Below are 20,235 nucleotides of genomic sequence, written 5' to 3'. Positions count from 1 at the left end.
GGCACTCAGCTATCCAGCATATAAGCTACTATTTTTTTAATCTCGATAAACCTAACGGCTTTCGCTGAGCTTTTTAATAACATCCAACGCCTCACTCTCAGTGACGCCTGACTTAACCGGTGCGCTATCGGCGCGACCGTTAATAATCACGTCAAAGCGCCCTTCGCGGCCGGTTAAGCACAGCGCTGCTGGCCGTTGGCGGGCGCAGCCTTTGGCGCACCCAGATATATGTACGCTTGCTGCCACCCAGCCGCTTAGCCGTTCGGCAAGTGGCTGGGTGGCAACACTCGCCTGTTCGCAGTATGGCGCACCGGGGCAGGCGTCCATCGCTAACCGCGGGTCGCTATTATGACGGATTAAGCCATCAACCGCGGGTAGTGTATCGCACTCCTTCAACAATAAGCGCCGCCAGGGCGTGACCTGCACAGCGCTGATCTTTACTAAGGATCTACTTGTCTGGGAGACAGCCTCGCGCAGCGTATTAGCCGCTACCCGGCCAAAAGGCAGACCCACCACCATACCGTTGCTATGTTTACCCAGCGCCAGCTTCTCGCCTGGGGATGCGGGGGCAGTATTAGCGGTCGCCCAACCGGGCAGCGGCGCTGTGTGCCGCCGCATGCGCCCGGAGTCCCAGCCACCGCTGTCCACAAACCAGTGGGTCAGGCGTATTAGCTGCTCAACGGCGGCTTCGGGCTCGTTCACTGCCGTGCCACACTGATAGCCATCGGCGCGTACTATCAAACCGCCATCCACCGAGCGTTCAATACGAAAATCACCAGCGCTATCGCACAGCACCGGGGCTTTTCCCGCATCAATCGCAATGCCGATCTTGCCAGGCATGGGCGCTAATTCGCTGCCTCGCGTTTGCAACAGGTGGGCAATGGTATGAGTGTCGTCGCCCTCTTGCCAAGCAGGTGCCAGCATCAGTTGCGGCTGGCGTTCTGCTTGCGGGTCGTCGTTCACCAACTGATGCTCAACCAGAAACGCCATCAGCGGCGGCCAGCTGGCCTCGCTCACCCCCCGCAGTTGAATATTAGCCCGGCTGGTTAGCTCGATTAAACCGCTACCAAAGGTCTCGGCGGCCTCGCACAGTGCCACTACCTGCTGGCGTGAAAGCTGGCCCAGCGGTGGGCGTACACGCACTAGCAGGCCATCGCCGGTGGCCATGGGCCGCCACGCGCCGGGGCACCAGCCTTTAATGCGCGGGCTGGTGGTCATAATGCCCCGTCTCTTTGGCTTCATCCATTTCCAGCAGCAGGTCTTGTAGCGCCTGGCCATGTTCGCCGGGGGCTTGCCACATGCCTCGCTGGGCGGCTTCGAGTAAGCGTTCTGCCATCTCTTCTAAGGCTGCGGGGTTGTGCTCACGCAGGAACTGCTGATTAGCAGCATCGAGCACCAGGGCGTCACTCACCTGGGCGTACTGGTAGTCGGCGACTAGATCGGTGGTGGCATCGTAAGCAAACAGGTAGTCCACCGTGGCCGCCATTTCAAAGGCGCCTTTATAGCCGTGCTCGCGCATGGCATTGATCCACTTAGGATTCAGCACGCGTGAGCGAATCACCCGTGCTAGCTCCTCTTTCAAGGTACGAATCTTGGGCACCGCGGGATTGGCGTGGTCGGCGTGATAAATGGTCGGTGCTTTTCCACTTAGCGAGCGCGTGGCGTTAGCCATGCCACCCTGAAAAGCGTAATAGCTGTTGGAATCAAGAATATCGTGCTCGCGGTTATCCTGGTTCTGCATCACCGCATCCAGCCCCTGGAGCTGCTGCTCAAACGCCGACCGCGCGGCAGTGCCGGAGGCCTTAAACTGGCCGTAGGCGTAGCCACCTGTATCCAGGTAGGCTTCAGCTAAATCGTCGGCGCTGTCCCAAGAGCGGTTTTCAATCAGCCGGTTTAAGCCCACACCATACTCGCCGGGTTTGCTGCCAAAAATACGGTAGCTTGCCTCTTGGGCGGCCATCTCTGGGCTTAGCCCTTGGTCTTCCAGTGCTTGCTGGCGAGCAAGCACTGCCTCGCGGATGGTGTTGCTGTTACCCGGCTCTTCATAACTGGCCACCGCTTGCACGGCAGCGTCAAACAGACGGATCACATTGGGGAAAGCATCGCGGAAGAACCCGGAGACCCGCAGCGTGACATCAACCCTTGGCCGATTGAGCAGCATCGAAGGGATTACTTCAAAATCAGTCACCCGCTGGGAGCCCAGCGACCATTTAGGGCGCACGCCCATCAGCGCGAAGGCCTGGGCGATGTCATCGCCACCAGTGCGCATGGTGGCGGTGCCCCAAATCGAAAGCCCCAATCGGCGCGGATAATCGCCGTTATCCTGCAGGTAGCGCTCGACAAACGCCTGGGCGGATTTTTCGCCCAGCGTCCAGGCAGCAGGCGATGGAATTGAACGGTTGTCGACGCTGAAAAAGTTGCGCCCGGTGGGCAGCGTATCCAGCCGTCCTCGGCTGGGCGCGCCACTAGGCCCGGCAGGCACAAAAATGCCCTCAAGGCCGTCGAGTAGCGACTGAATCTCCATTTTCACGCCACGCTGCATGGCAACCCATAGCTGGTCGCGGGCATAGCGCAGCTGCTCCGCCGTATGGGGGTAATCGTGAGCCAGCTCTTCCAGGCAACCAGGGGCTAATACGTAGTCGGCCACCCAGCGCTCGGCCAGCAGTTCAAGGCGCTCGCGGGTATCCGCGCCGGTGCGCCAAGGGGTATCGAGTAGCCCCCTTAGAACAACGGGTTTAGGCGCCTGCCAAGGCTCGTTGCCAGCGGCCAGCGGATCAAAACCCAATCCTAAATCGCTCGCCAGGTTATGCAACAGGCCGCGGCTGGCCACCGCTTCACCACGGGGGAGCCGTAGCAGCGCTACCAATGTCCCCGCCCGCTTCTCTTGCGGGGGCAGCGTGCCGAGTATGTGCAGGCCATGGCGAATCTGCGACTCTTTGATATCGCATAGAAAGGTATCCAGCTCGTTGAGGATGTCGGCATCATCAGCACTGTTTTCACAACCGTCGACGGCGTGCGCCAACTCCTGGTCGATGCCGGTATCACGCAGGTGAGCGAGAATCTGGCTGCGAATCAGCGCTTCCCGCCGCGGGTCCATATCCAGCGCTTGATAATACTCATCACATAGCGCTTCAAGCTCGGCCATAGCGCCGTAGAGTTCGGCTCGCGCTAGCGGTGGCATCAAGTGGTCGATAATCACCGCCTGGCTGCGGCGCTTGGCCTGAGCCCCCTCGCCTGGGTCATTCACAATAAACGGATAAAAGTGCGGCAGCGGCCCCAGGGCAATATCCGGCCAGCAGTCAGCGCTCAAGGCGATGCTTTTACCCGGCAGCCACTCTAAGTTGCCGTGCTTGCCCACGTGAATAACCGCGTCGACTTGATAGTGCTCGCGCAGCCAGTAGTAAAACGCCAGGTAGCTGTGGGGCGGTGCCAGCTCCATATCGTGATAGGACTGGGTGAGATCGTCGATAAAGTCGCGCTCCGGCTGGATCCCCACAAAGGTTTCACCTAAGCGGATACCGGCGATCATCAAACGTCCCTGGCGGCATTTGGGGTCTTCGTGAGGCGTCCCCCAGCGCGTCCACACAGTTTCTTGCAGCTCGCTGGGCAAAGTTTTAAACCAAGCTAGGTAGTCATCAACGCTGATACTCTGCCAGCAGGCGCGCTGGTCGAGGCTGCCGTGATCGTTGGTCACCGAATCCTGAAGCAGGCGGATCAACCCGTCGCCATTTTCCGGCAATTCGCTTAACGGGTAACCTGCCTCTTTCAGGGCGCTGAGAATCTGCAGCGTCGACGCTGGGGTATCCAGCCCGACCCCGTTACCGATCCGTCCATCGCGATTGGGGTAGTTAGCCATGATCAGCGCGATACGCTTCTGCCCATTGGGGGTTAGCCGTAGCGAACAGATGCGCCGCGCCAGCTCGGCGACAAAGGCGGCCCGTTCTGGATGAATTACGTGGTGGGTAACTGCCAATTGGCAGCGCTGGTTATAGTGGGCTTCGGCTTTAAACCCCACCGCCCGGGTGATAATGCGACCATCCATCTCGGGGAGCACCACCTGCATCGCCACATCGCGGCTATGCAGTCCGGCGGCCATGTCCTGCCAGTCTTCCGAGGTGCTACTGGCAAGAATCGCCTGAAGTACCACGGGTCGCCCAACAAACAGGCTGTCGGGTAGCTTTTCACCCAGAGCATCCAGCCCGTCGGCGTTGCGATTGACCGCAAAGCTGGTGGTATTAATCACCAGCATGGCGCCGGTTTGTTCAATCAGGTGGTTGATAAAATCAATGCATGGCCCCTCTTTCAAGGAGGCCACGGCTACCGCTAGCGGCTCTAGGCCTTTTTCTCTCAGCGCGGCCAGCAATCCGTCGGGAACAGCAGTATTCGCCCCCTGCAAGTGGCTGCGATAAAACAGCAGCAGGCACACCGGCCGCCCGGATATCTGACGGTCGCGCCACTCGCTAAGGCTGAGCGCCTGCTGGCCTTGCGACGCATAAATCACCGCGGCCGGAATAACTTTCGGCTCCTGCCAGGCTAGAGAAAGCGATAAACATTCGCTGGCGATAAAGCGCAGCAGTTGCTCGGCGTTCTCTACACCGCCTTCTCTTAAATAGCGCCACACCCGGTAAGCGCCATCAAAGGCGATGGTGGAATCTTCTAACAGGGCATCATCCGGTGCGTCGCAACCCGGTACTAAAATCAGCTGGCGTTCGGGTTTGGCTGCCGCCCAGGCCAGCAGGCGCTCATGGCCATACTGCCAGTAGGCTTTACCGCCCAGCAGTGAAACGATGACCAGTTGGGCGTTTTCCAGCACCCGATCTTCATAGAGATCATAGGCCGCCGGTTTTACCAAATTCATCCAGTTGGCTAGCCGTACCGAGGGATAAGCCTCACCCAGGCGGTCAACCGCCTGGGCAAGCGCCGATAGATTGCTGTCGGCAGCGGAGAGTATCACGACCTCGGCGGGGCTTTGTTGCAGGTCGATAATGCCTTCATCATCGACAAAGCCCCCGGGCTTAGCGGCAAATAAGTGCATTAGCTGGCCGTCTGAACCTCTGCCTCAGTTAGCGCTTCACGCAGCGCGGCGCTATCCAGCGATTTGCCAATAATGACTAGCTGGGTCTGGCGCGTCTCGTCTTGGCTCCAGAGCCGATCGAAGTAACCTTCCAAACGTTCGCCAACCGCCTGAACAACCCGGCGCATGGGTTTGCCCGGAATTGCCGCAAAGCCTTTGGCGCGGTAAATTTCGTGGCTTTTCAGCAGTTGCTGCAGCTTGCTGGCCAAAGCGTCGCCATCCACTTCACCCAGGGTAATCACGCAGGAATCAAAGTTATCGTGGGCGTGGTCGTGGTGCGCGCCTTCAGCGTGGTGCTTATCGTGGTGATTGGTGATGCTGTCGATATGCTCTTCGCTGGCCGCACCAATGCCCATCAGTGCTTCCAACTGGGCAGTGTCGGTGGTCTGGGTCTGATCGATAAACAGCGTTTTGACAGACTCGCTCACCCGTGACTGAACAACCGCTTCAACCTGGGTGCGCTCTTCAGTGCTGAGTAAGTCCGCCTTGCTGACCAGCACCAAATCCGCCGCGCTTAGCTGGTCATCAAGCAGCTCGCGCAGGCTGGGGTCGTGATCCAGGCTTTCATCCGCACGACGCTGAGCTTCAACCTTATCCACATCGCTGGCATAACGACCGGCGGCTACCGCGGGGCCATCAATCACGGTAATAATCGCATCGACGGTGCAGTGCTGGCGCACCTCCGGCCAGTTAAACGCCTGCACCAGCGGCTTGGGCAGTGCCAAGCCGCTGGTTTCGATCAGAATGTGGTCGATATCATTGCGGCGGGCAACCAGCTTTTTCATCACCGGCAGAAACTCTTCTTCCACCGTGCAGCAGATACAGCCATTGGCCAGCTCATAGATGCTGCCATCTTCCCCGTCTAACTGCCCGCCTTCGCTACCCTCTTCACACCCCAGCGCACAGCTGCGCAAGAGGCTAGAGTCGATATCCTGCTCGCCGAACTCATTAACAATCACGGCGATCCGCTTGCCGGTCACTTGGCGCAAAATATTGGCCAGCAGCGTGGTTTTGCCGCTGCCGAGAAAACCGGTGACGACCGTGGCAGGAATCTTGTTTAATTTCACATTACTGGGTTGCATGGATAAATGCCTCGCTGTGCTGCAGTTCGCAGTGCGCCGGGCTGGCGGAAAAAAGCCTCGCCACAGCGTCAGGATTGTTGGGGAAAAACAGATGTAAGTAGGTCGCCGTTAAGCGCCGTTGACGGTAAATCGCTTCTCCCGGCGCGGGGTGGCGCTGGCGACGGCCATGAGCAATCGGCTCAGGGGTACCTTCTGCCATAGAGCGGTGGTGCGCATGGCCGCGAACCGGGCCTTCCGGCAGCTCTGCGGTTTGCATCCCCTGGCAGCCACGCCGACCGCGCATCGCCCCCTGCCCTGGCAGCAAGCCGAGCATGGGATGGAGGATATCGTCGTAGTCGGTCAGGGTTTCCAGGCAGTACAGCAGGCCGCCGCACTCAGCCAGAATGGGCTTGCCGGCGCGATAGAAAGCCTCAATGGCCGAACGCATGGCGCTGTTACCGGCCAGTTGCTGGGCATGAAGTTCCGGGTAGCCTCCCGGCAGCCACAGCGCATCGCATTCCGGCAAGCGGCGATCCGTCAGCGGCGAGAAGAAGCGCAGCGTTGCGCCCATCTGCTCCAGCAGATCCAGATTGGCCTGGTAGATAAAGCTAAAGGCGGCATCACGAGCTACGCCAATGGTGCGACCTTTAAGTACCGGCTTCACGGCCGCAAGCGGCTCTTGCGGAGCGGCAAAAGTTACCGCTGGCAGTGCTGCAAGTGCTTCCAGCAGCCCAGCCGCTTCCAGCGCTCGGGCACCCGCTTCAAAACGTGCCTCTAAATCCTCGCGAATCTCCGCAGCTTGCACCAGCCCAAGATGGCGCTCGGGGAGCGCTAAATCAGGGTCTCGTGGCACAGCGGCCAGCAGGGGAATCGTCGCTGGCAGCGCTGATTCGATTAGCTCACGATGGCGCTGCGAGCCGCAGGCGTTGGCGACTAATCCAGCGATATGGATATCATCCCGAAAGCTGGCAAGCCCTGATACCAGCGCGGCGGCGGTCTGCGCCATACCTTTTACATCCATGACAATTGCCATGGGAATGGCGAACAAAGCCGCCAAGTCAGCACTAGAAGGCTCGCCGTCAAACAGCCCCATGGCTCCTTCGACCAGAATCAAATCCGCTTCACAGGCGGCGTCATAGAAACGCTGGCGGCAGTAGGCTTCGCCTGCCATCCATAAATCTAACTGATCTACCGGTTGACCTGACGCCTGAGCCAATATCTGCGGGTCCAAATAATCAGGGCCGGTTTTAAACACCCGCACCACCTTGCCCTGATTACGCAGCAGCCGCGCCAAGCCCGCCGTGACGGTAGTTTTACCCTGGCCAGAAGCCGGGGCAGCGATAAACAGCGCGGGGCAGCGAGCGGTTGGCGTACTCATTAATACTCGATCCCCGCCTGGGCTTTGACGCCGCCGCGAAACGCGTGGCGCTCATCCTGAACAACGCTGATGGTATCGGCGATTTCCTGCAGCGGCGTGGCCATAGTGCGCCCGGTGATAATCACGTTCTGGTGCGCCGGACGGCGTTTGAGTGCTTCCACTACTGGTTCGGGGTCGAGATAGCCGTACTTGAACATGTAGCTCATCTCATCCAGCACGATCATATGATAGGCAGGGTTCTCCAGCAGCCCTTTGGCGACCGCCCAGGCGGCTTGGGCAGCTTCGATATCCCGCTCGCGGTTCTGGGTTTCCCAGGTAAAGCCATGGCCCATGATGTGCCAATCAAGCTTGGGATGATCACGAAAGAACAGGTATTCGCCGGTTTCGCGGCGGCCTTTAATAAACTGAATGACCGCGCACTGCTGACCGTGCCCCAGTGAGCGCGCCATAGTGCCAAAGGCCGAGCTGCTTTTACCCTTGCCGTTGCCTTTAAGCAGAATCAGCACGCCACGTTCTTCGGTGGCGCGGCTAATACGCTCATCGACCACGTCTTTTTTGCGCTGCATGCGGTTTAAATGGCTAGCGTCACTCATGGGCTTTCCCCAGGTTGATGTGCAAAAACAGAATGTGCGAAAACAGATTGTGCCAAAGATGGTTTACCAAACGAGGCGGGCCAATAACGGGCGCCCAATTGCTGGGCGATGCGTACGCCCTGGCCGCGCTTAACTCTCGATTGCTCGGTATCGATCAGCAGGCAATCACCTAGCGGAGCGAGATCGTCAACCGATTCCCGCGTGCGGCCATCGGTAATCAAATAAGTACGTACCTGTAAGCCAGGCTCGCGGCGCTGCCACTGTTGAATTAGCCGTTTGGCTTCAATAATCGCTTCCCGCAGCGGCGTGCCACCGCCGCCCTTGGCATGATCAAGCGTGCCCCGGGCGTTTTTGGGAGCACGGCGACGTGACATTAGCGACACCACGCCACCATTACCAAACCCTAGCACCGCGACTTGCTCCCGCGCAGCATAAGCTTGGGCGACCAGCGACTCCACCAGCCCTTTGGCTTGGCCTAACAGGCGCTGCCCCAAGGTGGAGCCAGAGGTATCTAGTAGCACCAGGTGCGCTATCGCCTGCCCTGCGCGAGACTTGCGCATTTTCAATTGCTGCCAAGGCCATTGGCCACGATTAGCGATTAGCGTCGCGAACCCGTCTAGCCGCGGAGTTTCCGCCTGAGAGCGCCCGCGACCGGAGACACCTCCCTTACCTGTGCTAGCCGCTGTATCGGCGCGTTGCGCACGTGGGGAAAAGCTATCGCTTTCGGGTAGGTTAACCGCTGACTGGTGAATGGACGCCTGTGCTACAGGCGGCATAGCGCCCCATTGGCCCTGCTCACCATTGTGATGGGATGGCCCGGCGGTGGGCGCGTTATTAGCTGACGACGAACCGCCCTCCCCATTCGAAGGCGTTTGATTAGGCGGGGAGGACGGCGGAAGTTGCTCTGGCGGCTGGGTTCGCCGATGTGCCAGCACCCAGGGCTCAACGGTGTCGATATCTTGCTGTTCAACGCTCGCCACGCCACGCCAGGCGGCATGAGCCTGGGCGGCTCGATGCCAGGTAACGTCTGCCCGCAGCCCTTCAACGCCGGCGGCTTCGCAGCGTGCCGCAATGGTCTCGTACACCCAGCCTTCACTAGTCACCGACGCTAGTGCCTGCTGGGCATGGTCAAGCTGCTGAGTCAGCGCTGCCTGCTCTATCGCAAACTGTTGTATGTATGCCTCTGGGTCGCGGTCAAAGGCTTCGCGCTGCTGAACAATCGCAATGCGCTGTTTAACACTGACGCGATCAGCCTGTTCAATACAGAAGCCAAAACGGTCGAGCAGCTGCGGGCGCAGCTCGCCCTCATCAGGGTTCATGGTGCCAATCAAACTAAAACGCGCCGAGTGTGAGTGACTGATACCATCACGCTCAACGATATTAACCCCGCTGGCGGCCACGTCGAGCAGCAGGTCAACCAAGGTATCCGGCAGCAGATTAACTTCATCGACATACATCACCCCGCCGTCGGCTTTGGCGAGGAGCCCTTGATGAAAAGTGGCTTGCTGCTCGGCTAGCACCTTTTGCAAATCTAGACTTCCCACTAGCCGGTCTTCACTGGCACCGAGGGGTAAGGTGACAAAGGGTGGCTTTTTGCCATTGGTGTCGTTAGGCAAAACCGCCGCCAGCGCTCGCGCCAAAGTGGATTTCGCACTGCCCCGAGGACCGCTGATCAAGACACCGCCAATGCGCGGATTAATCGCATTCAGCAGCAAGGCGGTTTTCAGCGCTTCCTGGCCGACAACCCCCACAAAGGGAAAGTCACTCAAGCGAACCTCCCATGCAGAGCATGCCCGAAGCTTGAACTTTATTCATGATGATTTGGTAAGTAATGATAAAACCATTCATAAGGAAGCGATGAAATAAAGTCTCGCAGTATAGAGGAAGGCGCGGCTGCGAAGCCAGCTTAGCGCCCAGTCCCTCCTGGAAGACAGGGCCTATTTTTACACGGTAAGACAGGCCTAATGTCGACACTAGGCCAAATTGAAATGACATTTAAGAATGCACAGCCACAGAGGCTTTGGTTTGTCTTATCGTAATGAAAAAAAAGGCTTTAGTGTCAAACTTAGCCGAAAGATCGGGCTTTTTGTTGTTCTACCTCTACCCGCCACCTAGAATAACCGCCGTCGGTGTTCCTCACGGAACTTAATAGAGAATCCGCTGCGGCTTAGCCGCGAAACGGAACTGCCCCCGCAACTGTAGGCGGTTAGCGATGCTCAATGAGCCACTGGACGTATTGTCTGGGAAGGCGAGCTAGCCATGACCCGTCAGTCAGGAGACCTGCCGACCATGTTAATTAATCGAGCGAGATGGTTCGGCCAGATTTTTTCTGGCTGGACGCATCGCTCATCATGCACGGGAGTGTACATGATGTTGAGATTGACCACGGCGGTAGCCGCCAGTGTTGTAAGCCTTGGCCAAGCGGCTTACGCCGCTACCGATTACCCTCTCACACTCACCAACTGCGGCGTAGAGATAAGTGTAGAGTCGGCCCCCGAGCAAACGGTAACGGTGGGTCAATCAGCCACAGAGATTCTTTACTCACTAGGGCTTGCTGACAGCGTAGTTGGCACCTCAGTCTGGTTTAATCCGGTATTGCCGCAATTTACTGAGGTCAATGAACAGATCGAGCGGATCGCCAACGACGACCCCAGCTTCGAAGCCGTAGTCAACAAGCGCCCTGACTTAGTTGCGGTGCAATACGAGTGGCACGTGGGGCCTACCGGGAGTGTGGCCAGTCGAGACCAGTTTCATGAACTAGGTATCGCCACCTACATCATGCCCGCCGATTGCGATACTAAGGATAACTCTACCGGTGGCGATGGCACCCGCACCGCCGCTTTCTCGACGCAATCGATCTATAAAGGGATCACCGAGCTAGCCGAAATTTACGATGTTCAAGACGCTGGTGATGCCCTGGTGACAGACCTAAACGCTCGTGAAGAACACGCTATCAACCTGGCAAGCAGCCTTGATTTGCCAGAGGACCTGTCGGCAGTCTTTTGGTTTTCATCAACGGACCTGGGAGTCAGCCCTTTCGTTGCCGGTCAACTGGGCGCACCGGGCTATATGATGGACAAACTAGGCATTCGTAATGTCATTGAGTCCGATGAAGAGTGGCCCACCATTGGCTGGGAAAGCATCGCCCAGGCTGACCCCGATGTGATTGTTATCGCCGCCATGGATCGTCGCCGTTTTCCTGCTGACGACATCGAAGCAAAGCGTGAGTTTCTGCACAACGACCCGGTTACCCGCGAAATGACGGCGGTTCGAAATAACCGCATCGTTGAGATGGACGCCCATGCGATGAGTGCCACCATGCGCAGCATTTACGGCCTTGAGTCACTCGCCGAAGCGCTGTCGACGATGTCTTTCAACTGAGATGGCTTTTAACACATGAGCATAGCGCTAACACGGCCGACCGCTAGACGCTTCGGGCTGCGCTGGCTTTGGGTAACGCCTCTTGTGCTGGTGGCCGCACTCATCGCGGGCACCGCCATCGGCGAGACATCAATTCCCATTGATACGATTCTCAAAGTACTTGCCAACCAGCTACTTGGCAGCGATTACCCGGTTGACCGAATCGACGAGGGTATTATCTGGAACTACCGCCTCAGTCGCGCCGTCGTTGCCGCTTGTTGCGGCACCAGCTTGGCATTGGCGGGAGTAGTATTGCAGGCCCTGCTGCGCAACCCCCTAGCCGACCCCTATTTAATGGGTATTTCTGCTGGAGCCTCTACAGGTGCCGTTGCGGTGGCGGTTGTTGGGTTAGGCGCGGGCCTGCTGTCACTCTCCTTGGGCGCCTTCGTTGGCGCCCTGCTCGCCTTTGGCATCGTAGTAATGCTCGCCCATGCGGCCAACAGCGGTGTCGGCGGTGGGCGTGGCGTTCAGGCAGCAGGGGCAATTATTCTGGCCGGGATTGCTGGCTCGCAGCTATTTAATGCACTGACGGCTTTTATCATTACCAAGTCAGCCAGTGCTGAACAGGCGCGAGGCATTATGTTTTGGCTGATGGGTAATCTCTCCGGGGTACGCTGGGCTGATGCCACCTTAGCGGTGCCTGCCGCGCTGCTAGGGCTAGTGGTTTGCCTATGGCACCGCCGTTCCCTGGATGCGTTTACCTTCGGGGCCGACAGCGCCGCTTCGATGGGCATTGCAGTGCGTCCGGTGCGCGGCATGCTGATTATCGCAATGGCACTGGTCACTGCGGTGATGGTTTCCATCGTAGGAGCGATTGGCTTTGTTGGCTTAGTGATTCCCCATGCGATGCGCTTTATTGTCGGCAGCCAACACACGCGCTTGATACCCACCACGGCGCTTGCTGGCGCGGTATTTTTAATCGGTTCAGATATTCTCTCGCGCACGCTGATATCTGGTCAGGTGCTTCCCATCGGGGTGATTACATCGCTAATCGGCGCACCCGCTTTTGCGCTAATTCTTGTCCGTGGCAAGAGGCATTAATGCAACTATCCGCAGAACAACTCACCTGGGCGGTACATGGCACGCCACTGGTCATTGACGTCACCCTGACTGTCGAGCCTGGTCAGACCTTTGGTCTGGTGGGGCCCAACGGCTCGGGAAAAACGTCCCTGCTGCGTCTGTTGGCCGGTTTGAACAAACCAAAGTCAGGACAAGTGCGGATTAATAACCAGCCTTTGCATGCCCTCACGCAACGCACTATCGCTCAATCTATTGCCTTAGTTGAGCAACAGGCTGACACCACCGATAGGATTACCGTTCGCCAAGTGGTCGCGCTGGGTCGCACGCCGTTTCTTTCCGCCTTACGCGCCTGGTCAATTGAAGATGATGCCATCGTGGCTAAAGCGCTGATAGATGTTGATATGGCGCATATGGCCGATCGGCTGTGGCATACCCTCTCTGGCGGTGAGCGCCAGCGCGTGCATATTGCTCGGGCATTGGCCCAACAGCCTAATATCCTGCTGCTGGATGAACCCACCAACCATCTGGATATTCGCCACCAGCTGTCGATTCTTGAACTGGTCAGGCAGCTGCCGATTACGGTGATTATTTCCCTGCACGACCTTAACCAAGCCATGGAGTGCGACCGCATCGGCGTTATGGATAGCGGCCGCCTAATCGATAGTGGCCCACCCCACGACGTGCTCACCGCCAGTAGGCTACAGCAGACCTTTGGTGTGCATGCCCACGTGATCGATGACCCTGTCGATGGCAAGCAGGTCATGCGTTTTCGCAACGCAGTTTAGAAACGTTGGCAAGGGATAAATGACTTGGGGTAGATGACATGGATAAATGACATGAAGTAAAAGCCAAGTAAAAGGCAGCGATACCACAGGATATAGTGAGGCGTTTTTTTGGTTAAGATATTGGGGCCCAAATGAGTACTGACCGTCCACCAAATACGCATCTTGCTAAATGGGAAAATGCTAAAAATCCTGTGGTGTCGATGTTTAAAGAGTACCCTGCGGGCCATCACATCCCTCCCCATCAACATCAGCGTGGACAGTTAATCTATGCCAGCACAGGTACGATGAGACTATGCACCCGCGATGAATACTGGTTATTACCTCCGTTTCGGGGCGTCTGGATGCCTCCTTACGTAGAACATGAAATGAGCGCCAGCACGCCGGTTTGTTTGCGGACTTTATATGTCAATGTCGAATCGTTCACCTTGAACTTGCCCAGTCATCCAGTAGGAATAGGCGTCACTGCACTTTTACGCGAACTGCTGATCAGGGCCTCCTCTTTTTCAATCACCTATCATCCAGACAGCTTCGAAGAACGCTTATTGCGGCTAGCATTAGAAGAAATGAAGCTGGCCTTCGAGTGTGGATTAAAACTGCCCATGGGCAGAGATAAGCGTTTGAAAAAGATCTGCGATATGTTGCTGGAAAATCCGGGGGATGTGCGCTCACTGGCAGATTGGGCGAATGAGGTGGGAGCAACGACGCGGACACTATCCCGACTATTTCGCACTGAGACAGGTATTTCTTTTATTCAATGGCGAGAGCAGGTACGCATTGTCAGTGCCATGTCGGAGTTAAGCACCGGGCAACGCGTTAGCCAAGTTGCAGAGCATCTAGGATATGCTTCACAAGGGGCGTTTACCGTGATGTTCAAACGTGTCACGGGTAAATCTCCCCGAGAGTATTTAAACGATCTGTCCTGTTCTCAAACAAAGTTGTCTCGCATGGAAGAATAGAGTCCGCGTGAGATTGATATTGTTTCTCTACTTCTTGAAATAATCGGTAGAGGAATATGAAACGTTCACTAACGTCACTCACTGACCACTATTACGTTCTGATCATCGCGTCTACATTCCTGCAAGGGTCTTCTTTTGTCAGCACTAAGCTCGTTATGGAGCAGATGTCGCCTTTATGGGCAGCGTCTGCTCGCTTCCTGGTCGCAGCACTATCCTTGTCGCCTTTTGTTTTTATCCAAATGCGCAGGCATAAACTAGCTCTTAAAGAGCTTCCTTGGGTAAAACTGCTAATAATTGGTAGTTTTCAAACAGCCGGTGTCATGTCGCTACTCAACATTGGACTAACGGCGACTAGCCCTTCCATAGCGGCCATTCTTATGGCCAGTAACCCTTTACTGGTGGTTGTCTTGGCATGGTTTATTTTAGGCGAGCGCTCCTCGACGTTTGCCTTATTCGGCTTAGCCTCTGCATTTATTGGAGTGGTTATTTGTATTGGGATCGACGTTGACGGCTACCACGGAATCGGGCACGGGGAAGTATTGGTGATGCTGGCATCTACCTGTTGGGCCTGCTCTACCGTGTTAAGTAAGAAATTTGCCATGACGCCCTCACCTTGGATAGTCACTTTCTGGCAGATGTTGATTGGCTCCCTGCTGCTTATGGTGATAGCTGCATTCAGCAAACAACCTTTTTCCCTGCCAACGGATGCTTACCACTGGGGAATGTTTATGTGGCTGGCAATTCCCGCATCGACTGGGGCTATCGGGCTTTGGTTTGCGGCGTTAAAGATTGGCGGCTCCGTACATACAAGCGGCTTCTTGTTTCTCTGCCCCCTGTTTGCCGCCCTGGTTGCATTTATATTGATCGGACAACACCCAGCATGGCATGAAGTGATTGGCGGGGTTTTGGTGGGCGCAGGCCTGTTTCTGATGCCCCGCCAGCGTCAACCAAACCAGCGACAGCAAAAACCAGACCCCCTGTTAGATACCCGCTAACGTAGCAGCGAGCGCTAACTGTTGAGCTAGCCAAGCTTGTCATCACTCTTTTATGGGCACAAATACCGGTGCCCCTTCAACCTCGACCACCGCCAGTCGCTGCTGGTAAAGGCGTTCTAATGCACTGGGCACTAGCATGCTGTCTCGCGCTCCCCAGCAAGCCTCGCCACTGGGGTAGAGTAGCAAAAGGTGATCACACCAGCGGGCGGCTAGATTTAAATCGTGCAGGCACATCATCACCGCACTGCCCTGGGCTGCCTGCTGGGCCATCAGCGCCATCACTGCGCTTTGGTGGTGTAGGTCGAGGTGGTTGGTGGGTTCGTCAGCCAGCCAGATATTGGGAGCCTGAGTCAGTACCGTGGCCATCGCCACGCGCTGGCGCTCGCCGCCAGAAAGCGTACTCACCAAACGGTCGCGCAGGTGCGCAACGTCTAACCGTTCAAGCGCTGCCTCGGCTTGGGCGTAGTCGTCTGCCCCCTCCATTTGCCACAGCGATAGGTAGGGGTGGCGGCCAATCAGTGCGGTTTCCAGCACGGTCGCGGGAAAGCCATCCAAGCGCTCCTGGAAGACAATTCCCAACGTTTGCGCAACTTGCCGTCTGCTCAGCGTCTCAAGGGGCTGCTCCCCCAGCAGCACTTGCCCGGAGCGCGGCGCGTTCAGCCCTGCCAAAGTGTGCAGCAGCGTCGTTTTACCCGCTCCGTTGGGGCCGAGCACGCCCCATACCTGCCCTGGTTCGATGGCAATATTCAGCGCCGTGCCATCGTCTCTTCCCGGTACGTTGATGATCAGGTCTTGGGTAACCAAACGGCTCATCAGCGGCTCCGATAAAGCAGAAAGAGGAACGTCGGTACACCTAATAGTGCGGTAATCACTCCTACCGGCAGCTGTTCCGGCGCGATCATTGTGCGCGCCAGTGTATCGGCCAGCATGAGTAGAGTCCCTCCAGCCAGTGCACAGGCCGGTAAGATTAACCGCTGATCATTACCCAACAATAGGCGCAGCATATGCGGCACTACCAAGCCGACAAAGCCAATGCTACCCGCCGTAGTAACAGCCGCGGCGGTTAGCAAACTGGCGACGATATAAATGCACCACTCAAGTGGCCGGACGGCAACGCCCAGCGCAGCAGCCTGCTGAGGGCCACGAGCCAGCACATTTAAGCTGCGTCCAAGGGGCATCACTATCACGCAGGTAGCCAGCAACAGTAGCAGCGGCGACCAAGGTGCGCGCGCGTAAGAAAGATCGCCCATTAGCCAATACAGCATGCCCGGTAACCGCTCAGCAGGGCTCAGTGCCAACATCAAAGTGATCACCGCGCCCCAGCCTGCCGCAACCACTACCCCAGTTAGCAGTAACCGCGAAGGGGTCCAGCTACCGCTGCCGTGGGCCAAGCCGAAAACTAATAACGTCGAAACTAGCGCACCGCCAAACGCCGAGCCTGAAATCGCCAATCCGCCCAGCCCCCCCAGCATGGCAGCAAGCGCACCAATCGAGGCACCTCCGGAAAGTCCGAGTACATAAGGGTCTGCTAGAGGATTACGCAGCAGCACTTGCATCAGAGCACCCGCTACCGCTAACAATCCACCGACAGCAAAAGCCGAAAGTGCTCTTGGCAAGCGCAGCTCCAGCACCATAGTACGCGCCAGCGCATTGCCCTCGTCCTGGCCGATATAACCAAGATGACCGAGAACCACTTGCCAAACTTGCCCAGGGGAAAGCTGCGCACTACCAATACCAAGGGCGATAATCAGAGAAGCCAGTGCCGCCAGCAGCAACAGACCTAGTGGGAAGCCCAATCGTGCTAACATTTAATCTCGCTCGCGTCTTTGTCGGGCAATATCAAGCTTCTCGCAGAGAATTTGGCTGCCTTCCATCAAGCGTGGAGTAGGCCGCTGAATTAAAGAAGGCGGTACAAAAAAGAGATTATCATCGGCAACCGCCGTTAAGTTTGAGTACTGCTCCCAGTGGGTCAACCAATGGCGATTCTCTTCCCCCATCCCTCCGGCAACAATCGCTTCAGGGTTTGCCGCCAGGACAGCCTCATCATCGATACGTGGCACTAGCCGCGCCTGCTCACCAAACACATTTACACCGCCACAGATTTCGATCACCTGGCCGATAAGATGTGCGTCATTAACACTCATTAACGGCTCGTCCCACACCTGATAGAAGGTACGCACCGGCTCCCGATTACGATATTGAGCGGCCAGCTCTGCCATCCTCAACCGGAAATTATCAGCGACCGCCTGACCGTCGCTTTCAGTGCCAGCCAGCCTCGCCAAACGCTCAATTGCGCTGGCCACGCCCTCAAAATTCCTAGGCTCAATATAGAACACCGGCATACCCAACGCTTCAAGGGTTTCCAACTGTTCAGCGGGATTCCCAGTTACCCAGCCAATCACTAGGTCTGGCGCTAACCCGACCAAAGCTTCTAAATCAATGCGCGTATGGCTGCCAACAGACACAACCTCTTTGGCCTCTGGCGGATAATCACTGTAGCTAACCACCGCCACTACCTGATCACCAGCGCCCGCAGCATAGGTCAGCTCCGTTGCCCCTGGCGAGAGCGTGGCAATACGTTGAGCCGGCGTATATAGGCACACCTTACGGCTACGATCATCCATCTCGCAGCGGCTGTGGTCATCAGCCAATACGGCGTTTGAAACCACACCACTGAGCATCGATAAGCTTAGTATGAGCCGGCTTAATAACAGTGCGGGGCCAGTGGCCCCGCGATGTTTAAACAATGTCTGATTCGCTGTTTTATTGGCCATAGTGAACGCTTAAGAATCCTGCACGGCCTGCGTTAAGATAGTCGGCACCATCAAACGAACGCGTTGTAATGTAGTCTTGATCCAACACGTTTTCTAACGTTACACGCGCACTCCATAGCGGGGCAAACTGCCAACCTGCACGTAGGTTAACCTGCCCGTAACCGCTGAGGCGATCTTGGTTCTGCGTATCACGGTAACGGTGGTTTTGAGCAACCCAGGAGCCACCCACCGACCAGTCGCCAAGTTCGCGGTCTACGTCTAAGCGAAAACTTTGTGAGGCACGGTTTTGCAGGCGTTTACCGGTCAGGCGGTTTTCAGGGTCGGTGTAGGTCAGCGCAGCGGCTAGCGTCCAATCGTCGAGTTCGACGCCTGCAGCCAGCTCAGCTCCACGAATACGGGTTTCGGGTACGTTAAACAGCAACCCCTGACCAGCAATCAAGTTGTCGATATCGGTTTGATAGAGTGCCGCATCCCAGAACCAGTGGGCATACTGGCCGCGCACACCGACCTCGATGCTTTGCGACGTTTCAGATTCCAAATCGGGATTACCAAAGCCTGGGTAGTAGAGCTGATTGTAAGTGGGTGCGTTAAAGGCTGTACCGTAGTTGGCACGTAAGGTGTGGTGGACGTCTAGGTCATAGCCCACGCCTACGCTGCCGGTGATTTCTTCGCCGTAAGCCTCATTGTCATCAAAGCGCAAGCTGGCTTGCACAGTAAAGGGAGCAAAATCGAGCAAGGCTTGGGTAAATACCGCCACGTTGCTACGGCTAGTTTCATCGTAGGCCGTGGTGCTCTTAACACGGTCTTCGCTGTATTCAGCGCCTGCAATCAGCTCATGGGCACCGGCTGTTAAGGTATTTTCCCAGCGCGCGGTACTCACCTTGGTGTTAAACACTGAGTCACCAAAGCTATTGATGTTATCGCTTTCATCACGAGATTCGCTAAGCGTTAAGCGGCTGCGCCAGTTATCGGTTATCGGCAGCTCGCCATAGATACCCGCCACCTGCTGAACGAAGTCGTTTTCACCGCCATCGTATTCGTTATGACCACGGGCACGGAGCGCCAACACACCCGCTTCTGCACCACTTGCAAAAGTGTGAGAAACCCGCGCTAACGCCGTGGTGTTGTCATAGCCCTTATCGTCGCCATCGCGCCGAATCGGTTGACCATCTGTGGTGAAATGGCTAGCGGCAAAGCTATAGCGGGTGCCGCCATCTTTGCCGCTAATACCGGCGCTCAGGCGCTGGGTATTAAACGAACCACCACCGACAGAAATACGCGGTTGCGGTCCTTGTTCTTCGCCTTGGGGGGTAAACAACTGAATAACGCCGCCAATCGCGTCGGCGCCATAAAGGCTACCACGCGGACCACGCACAATTTCGGCGCGATCAAACATACGCGGCTCCAGATGCTGCCAAGCAGCCCCACCACTAGTGGCAGAACGAAGACGAATACCGTCGATCAACAGAACATTTTGGCCGCTACCGCTGCCGCGAATAAACACGCTGCTGTTTTTACCAAAGCTGCCGTTGGTGGAAACATCCACCCCGGGCTGGCCGCGGAACAGGTCGGTAATACTTACCGGATCTTGACGGCGTAACGTTGCCTCATCCAGTACAGTCACCGAGGACAGGCTGTCATTAGCAGTACGCGGGGCTAGTGCGGCGGTAACAACAACGGGGTTTAATGCATTCGCAGCAGACTGCGCGTGAGATTGGGCTTGAACGGCCATGGGCAATGCGGCCATCGCAAATGCCGCCAGCGTGGCAGTAGAATGAAAACGGTAAGACATGAGGAGATCCCTTGCTCACTGTGCTCACCCGCACAGCGTATTTTTTTGACCGGGCAGAGGGATGATGGGGAGATCGGCAGCCTAAGCTGGCTATATCACCCTGAGCACGCCCTCCGCGTCTCGGCATGTTGTGGCTCTTTAGAACCATGCCTCTTAGGCCGGTCTCCGGGCTGACGAGCGAAAAGCAGATAACAACATCCTGCCTTTCCGAACGACCACCTTCCCATGCATTAGCACAGTGGCATCTTTAGCCGTTCTTATCTCGATCACCGTTGCGGGGGCAGCGCTGGATTCACGTTAGTGTTCACCAACTTCCCGTTTAACTGATGGCGGTAATCGCCACCAGCACCTGAGAGTGCGCGTAAACTAGCAACTTGTTAGGGGCTG

General features: G+C 56.8%; 15 protein-coding genes and 2 riboswitches. Of the genes, 5 read left to right on the top strand and 10 right to left on the bottom strand.

Translation table 11 applies throughout. The features are described 5' to 3' along the window. Positions 1-51: 51 nt before the first annotated feature. Genes IR195_RS07430 through IR195_RS07405 form a run of 6 tightly spaced genes read right to left on the bottom strand, consistent with a single transcriptional unit; the run spans position 52 to position 9,875 of the window. The gene (locus tag IR195_RS07430) at positions 52-1,218 is read right to left on the bottom strand and encodes a cobalamin biosynthesis protein CobG (protein ID WP_206049156.1); all 1,167 of its coding nucleotides are present in this window, start codon (positions 1,216-1,218) and stop codon (positions 52-54) included. Continuing rightward, positions 1,196-5,035 carry a cobaltochelatase subunit CobN gene (gene cobN / locus IR195_RS07425; protein WP_206049155.1) on the bottom strand — a complete coding sequence of 1,280 codons (3,840 nt, stop codon included), beginning with the start codon at positions 5,033-5,035 and terminating at the stop codon, positions 1,196-1,198. The genes IR195_RS07430 and cobN overlap by 23 nt, the downstream gene beginning before the upstream one ends. Next, the gene (gene cobW / locus IR195_RS07420) at positions 5,035-6,141 is read right to left on the bottom strand and encodes a cobalamin biosynthesis protein CobW (protein WP_206049759.1); all 1,107 of its coding nucleotides are present in this window, start codon (positions 6,139-6,141) and stop codon (positions 5,035-5,037) included. Before cobW ends, cobN begins: the two co-directional genes overlap by 1 nt. Before the next feature lies 1 nt (position 6,142). Further along, positions 6,143-7,513 (bottom strand): cobyrinic acid a,c-diamide synthase CobB, encoded by a 1,371-nt coding sequence (locus IR195_RS07415; RefSeq protein WP_206049154.1) that lies wholly within the window; start codon positions 7,511-7,513, stop codon positions 6,143-6,145. Beyond that, the gene (cobO, locus tag IR195_RS07410) at positions 7,513-8,106 is read right to left on the bottom strand and encodes a cob(I)yrinic acid a,c-diamide adenosyltransferase (protein WP_125747136.1); all 594 of its coding nucleotides are present in this window, start codon (positions 8,104-8,106) and stop codon (positions 7,513-7,515) included. The genes IR195_RS07415 and cobO overlap by 1 nt, the downstream gene beginning before the upstream one ends. Beyond that, positions 8,103-9,875, bottom strand: coding sequence for an AAA family ATPase (locus tag IR195_RS07405; protein ID WP_206049153.1), 1,773 nt, complete (start codon positions 9,873-9,875; stop codon positions 8,103-8,105). The genes cobO and IR195_RS07405 overlap by 4 nt, the downstream gene beginning before the upstream one ends. A 341-nt stretch (positions 9,876-10,216) precedes the next feature. Next, positions 10,217-10,408: riboswitch (cobalamin riboswitch) on the top strand. A 65-nt stretch (positions 10,409-10,473) separates the two neighbouring features. Here IR195_RS07405 and IR195_RS07400 point away from each other — a divergent pair. The 5 genes from IR195_RS07400 to IR195_RS07380 all read left to right on the top strand — a co-directional run bounded on the left by IR195_RS07400 (position 10,474) and on the right by IR195_RS07380 (position 15,282). Further along, complete coding sequence (locus IR195_RS07400) at positions 10,474-11,487, top strand: ABC transporter substrate-binding protein (protein ID WP_206049152.1); 1,014 nt, start codon at positions 10,474-10,476, stop codon at positions 11,485-11,487. 15 nt (positions 11,488-11,502) lie between these two features. Continuing rightward, positions 11,503-12,567, top strand: coding sequence for a FecCD family ABC transporter permease (locus tag IR195_RS07395; protein ID WP_206049151.1), 1,065 nt, complete (start codon positions 11,503-11,505; stop codon positions 12,565-12,567). Then, positions 12,567-13,331, top strand: a complete 765-nt coding sequence (locus IR195_RS07390) for an ABC transporter ATP-binding protein (protein ID WP_125747127.1) — start codon at positions 12,567-12,569, stop codon at positions 13,329-13,331. Before IR195_RS07395 ends, IR195_RS07390 begins: the two co-directional genes overlap by 1 nt. Positions 13,332-13,462: 131 nt before the next feature. After that, positions 13,463-14,287 carry an AraC family transcriptional regulator gene (locus IR195_RS07385; protein ID WP_206049150.1) on the top strand — a complete coding sequence of 275 codons (825 nt, stop codon included), beginning with the start codon at positions 13,463-13,465 and terminating at the stop codon, positions 14,285-14,287. A 56-nt stretch (positions 14,288-14,343) separates the two neighbouring features. Next, positions 14,344-15,282: a DMT family transporter gene (locus tag IR195_RS07380; RefSeq protein WP_206049149.1), complete on the top strand. Its 939-nt coding sequence runs from the start codon at positions 14,344-14,346 to the stop codon at positions 15,280-15,282. A 42-nt stretch (positions 15,283-15,324) separates the two neighbouring features. Here IR195_RS07380 and IR195_RS07375 read toward each other — a convergent pair whose 3' ends face one another. The 4 genes from IR195_RS07375 to IR195_RS07360 are packed head-to-tail and all read right to left on the bottom strand — an operon-like array spanning position 15,325 to position 19,848. Beyond that, positions 15,325-16,095, bottom strand: a complete 771-nt coding sequence (locus tag IR195_RS07375; RefSeq protein WP_206049148.1) for an ABC transporter ATP-binding protein — start codon at positions 16,093-16,095, stop codon at positions 15,325-15,327. Further along, positions 16,095-17,090: a FecCD family ABC transporter permease gene (locus tag IR195_RS07370; protein WP_125747119.1), complete on the bottom strand. Its 996-nt coding sequence runs from the start codon at positions 17,088-17,090 to the stop codon at positions 16,095-16,097. The genes IR195_RS07375 and IR195_RS07370 overlap by 1 nt, the downstream gene beginning before the upstream one ends. Beyond that, positions 17,091-18,056, bottom strand: coding sequence for a cobalamin-binding protein (locus IR195_RS07365; RefSeq protein WP_206049147.1), 966 nt, complete (start codon positions 18,054-18,056; stop codon positions 17,091-17,093). After that, on the bottom strand, positions 18,046-19,848 hold the full coding sequence (locus tag IR195_RS07360; RefSeq protein ID WP_206049146.1) for a TonB-dependent receptor domain-containing protein: 1,803 nt from the start codon (positions 19,846-19,848) through the stop codon (positions 18,046-18,048). The genes IR195_RS07365 and IR195_RS07360 overlap by 11 nt, the downstream gene beginning before the upstream one ends. A gap of 139 nt (positions 19,849-19,987) precedes the next feature. Continuing rightward, positions 19,988-20,216, bottom strand: a riboswitch (cobalamin riboswitch). Between the last annotated feature and the right edge of the window lie 19 nt (positions 20,217-20,235).

This window comes from Vreelandella venusta (genome assembly GCF_015689495.1).
Taxonomy (GTDB): domain Bacteria; phylum Pseudomonadota; class Gammaproteobacteria; order Pseudomonadales; family Halomonadaceae; genus Vreelandella; species Vreelandella venusta.
This window is presented reverse-complemented; position numbering and strand designations above follow the sequence as displayed.

Excerpts from the sequence above, each read along its gene's own strand:
- IR195_RS07390 (WP_125747127.1), top strand. The coding sequence starts at position 12,567 with ATGCAACTATCCGCAGAACAACTCACCTGGGCGGTACATGGCACGCCA.
- IR195_RS07375 (WP_206049148.1), bottom strand. The coding sequence starts at position 16,095 with ATGAGCCGTTTGGTTACCCAAGACCTGATCATCAACGTACCGGGAAGA.
- IR195_RS07430 (WP_206049156.1), bottom strand. The coding sequence starts at position 1,218 with ATGACCACCAGCCCGCGCATTAAAGGCTGGTGCCCCGGCGCGTGGCGG.
- IR195_RS07400 (WP_206049152.1), top strand. The coding sequence starts at position 10,474 with ATGATGTTGAGATTGACCACGGCGGTAGCCGCCAGTGTTGTAAGCCTT.
- cobO (WP_125747136.1), bottom strand. The coding sequence starts at position 8,106 with ATGAGTGACGCTAGCCATTTAAACCGCATGCAGCGCAAAAAAGACGTG.
- IR195_RS07415 (WP_206049154.1), bottom strand. The coding sequence starts at position 7,513 with ATGAGTACGCCAACCGCTCGCTGCCCCGCGCTGTTTATCGCTGCCCCG.
- IR195_RS07395 (WP_206049151.1), top strand. The coding sequence starts at position 11,503 with ATGAGCATAGCGCTAACACGGCCGACCGCTAGACGCTTCGGGCTGCGC.
- IR195_RS07365 (WP_206049147.1), bottom strand. The coding sequence starts at position 18,056 with ATGGCCAATAAAACAGCGAATCAGACATTGTTTAAACATCGCGGGGCC.
- IR195_RS07380 (WP_206049149.1), top strand. The coding sequence starts at position 14,344 with ATGAAACGTTCACTAACGTCACTCACTGACCACTATTACGTTCTGATC.
- IR195_RS07360 (WP_206049146.1), bottom strand. The coding sequence starts at position 19,848 with ATGTCTTACCGTTTTCATTCTACTGCCACGCTGGCGGCATTTGCGATG.
- cobN (WP_206049155.1), bottom strand. The coding sequence starts at position 5,035 with ATGCACTTATTTGCCGCTAAGCCCGGGGGCTTTGTCGATGATGAAGGC.
- IR195_RS07385 (WP_206049150.1), top strand. The coding sequence starts at position 13,463 with ATGAGTACTGACCGTCCACCAAATACGCATCTTGCTAAATGGGAAAAT.
- IR195_RS07370 (WP_125747119.1), bottom strand. The coding sequence starts at position 17,090 with ATGTTAGCACGATTGGGCTTCCCACTAGGTCTGTTGCTGCTGGCGGCA.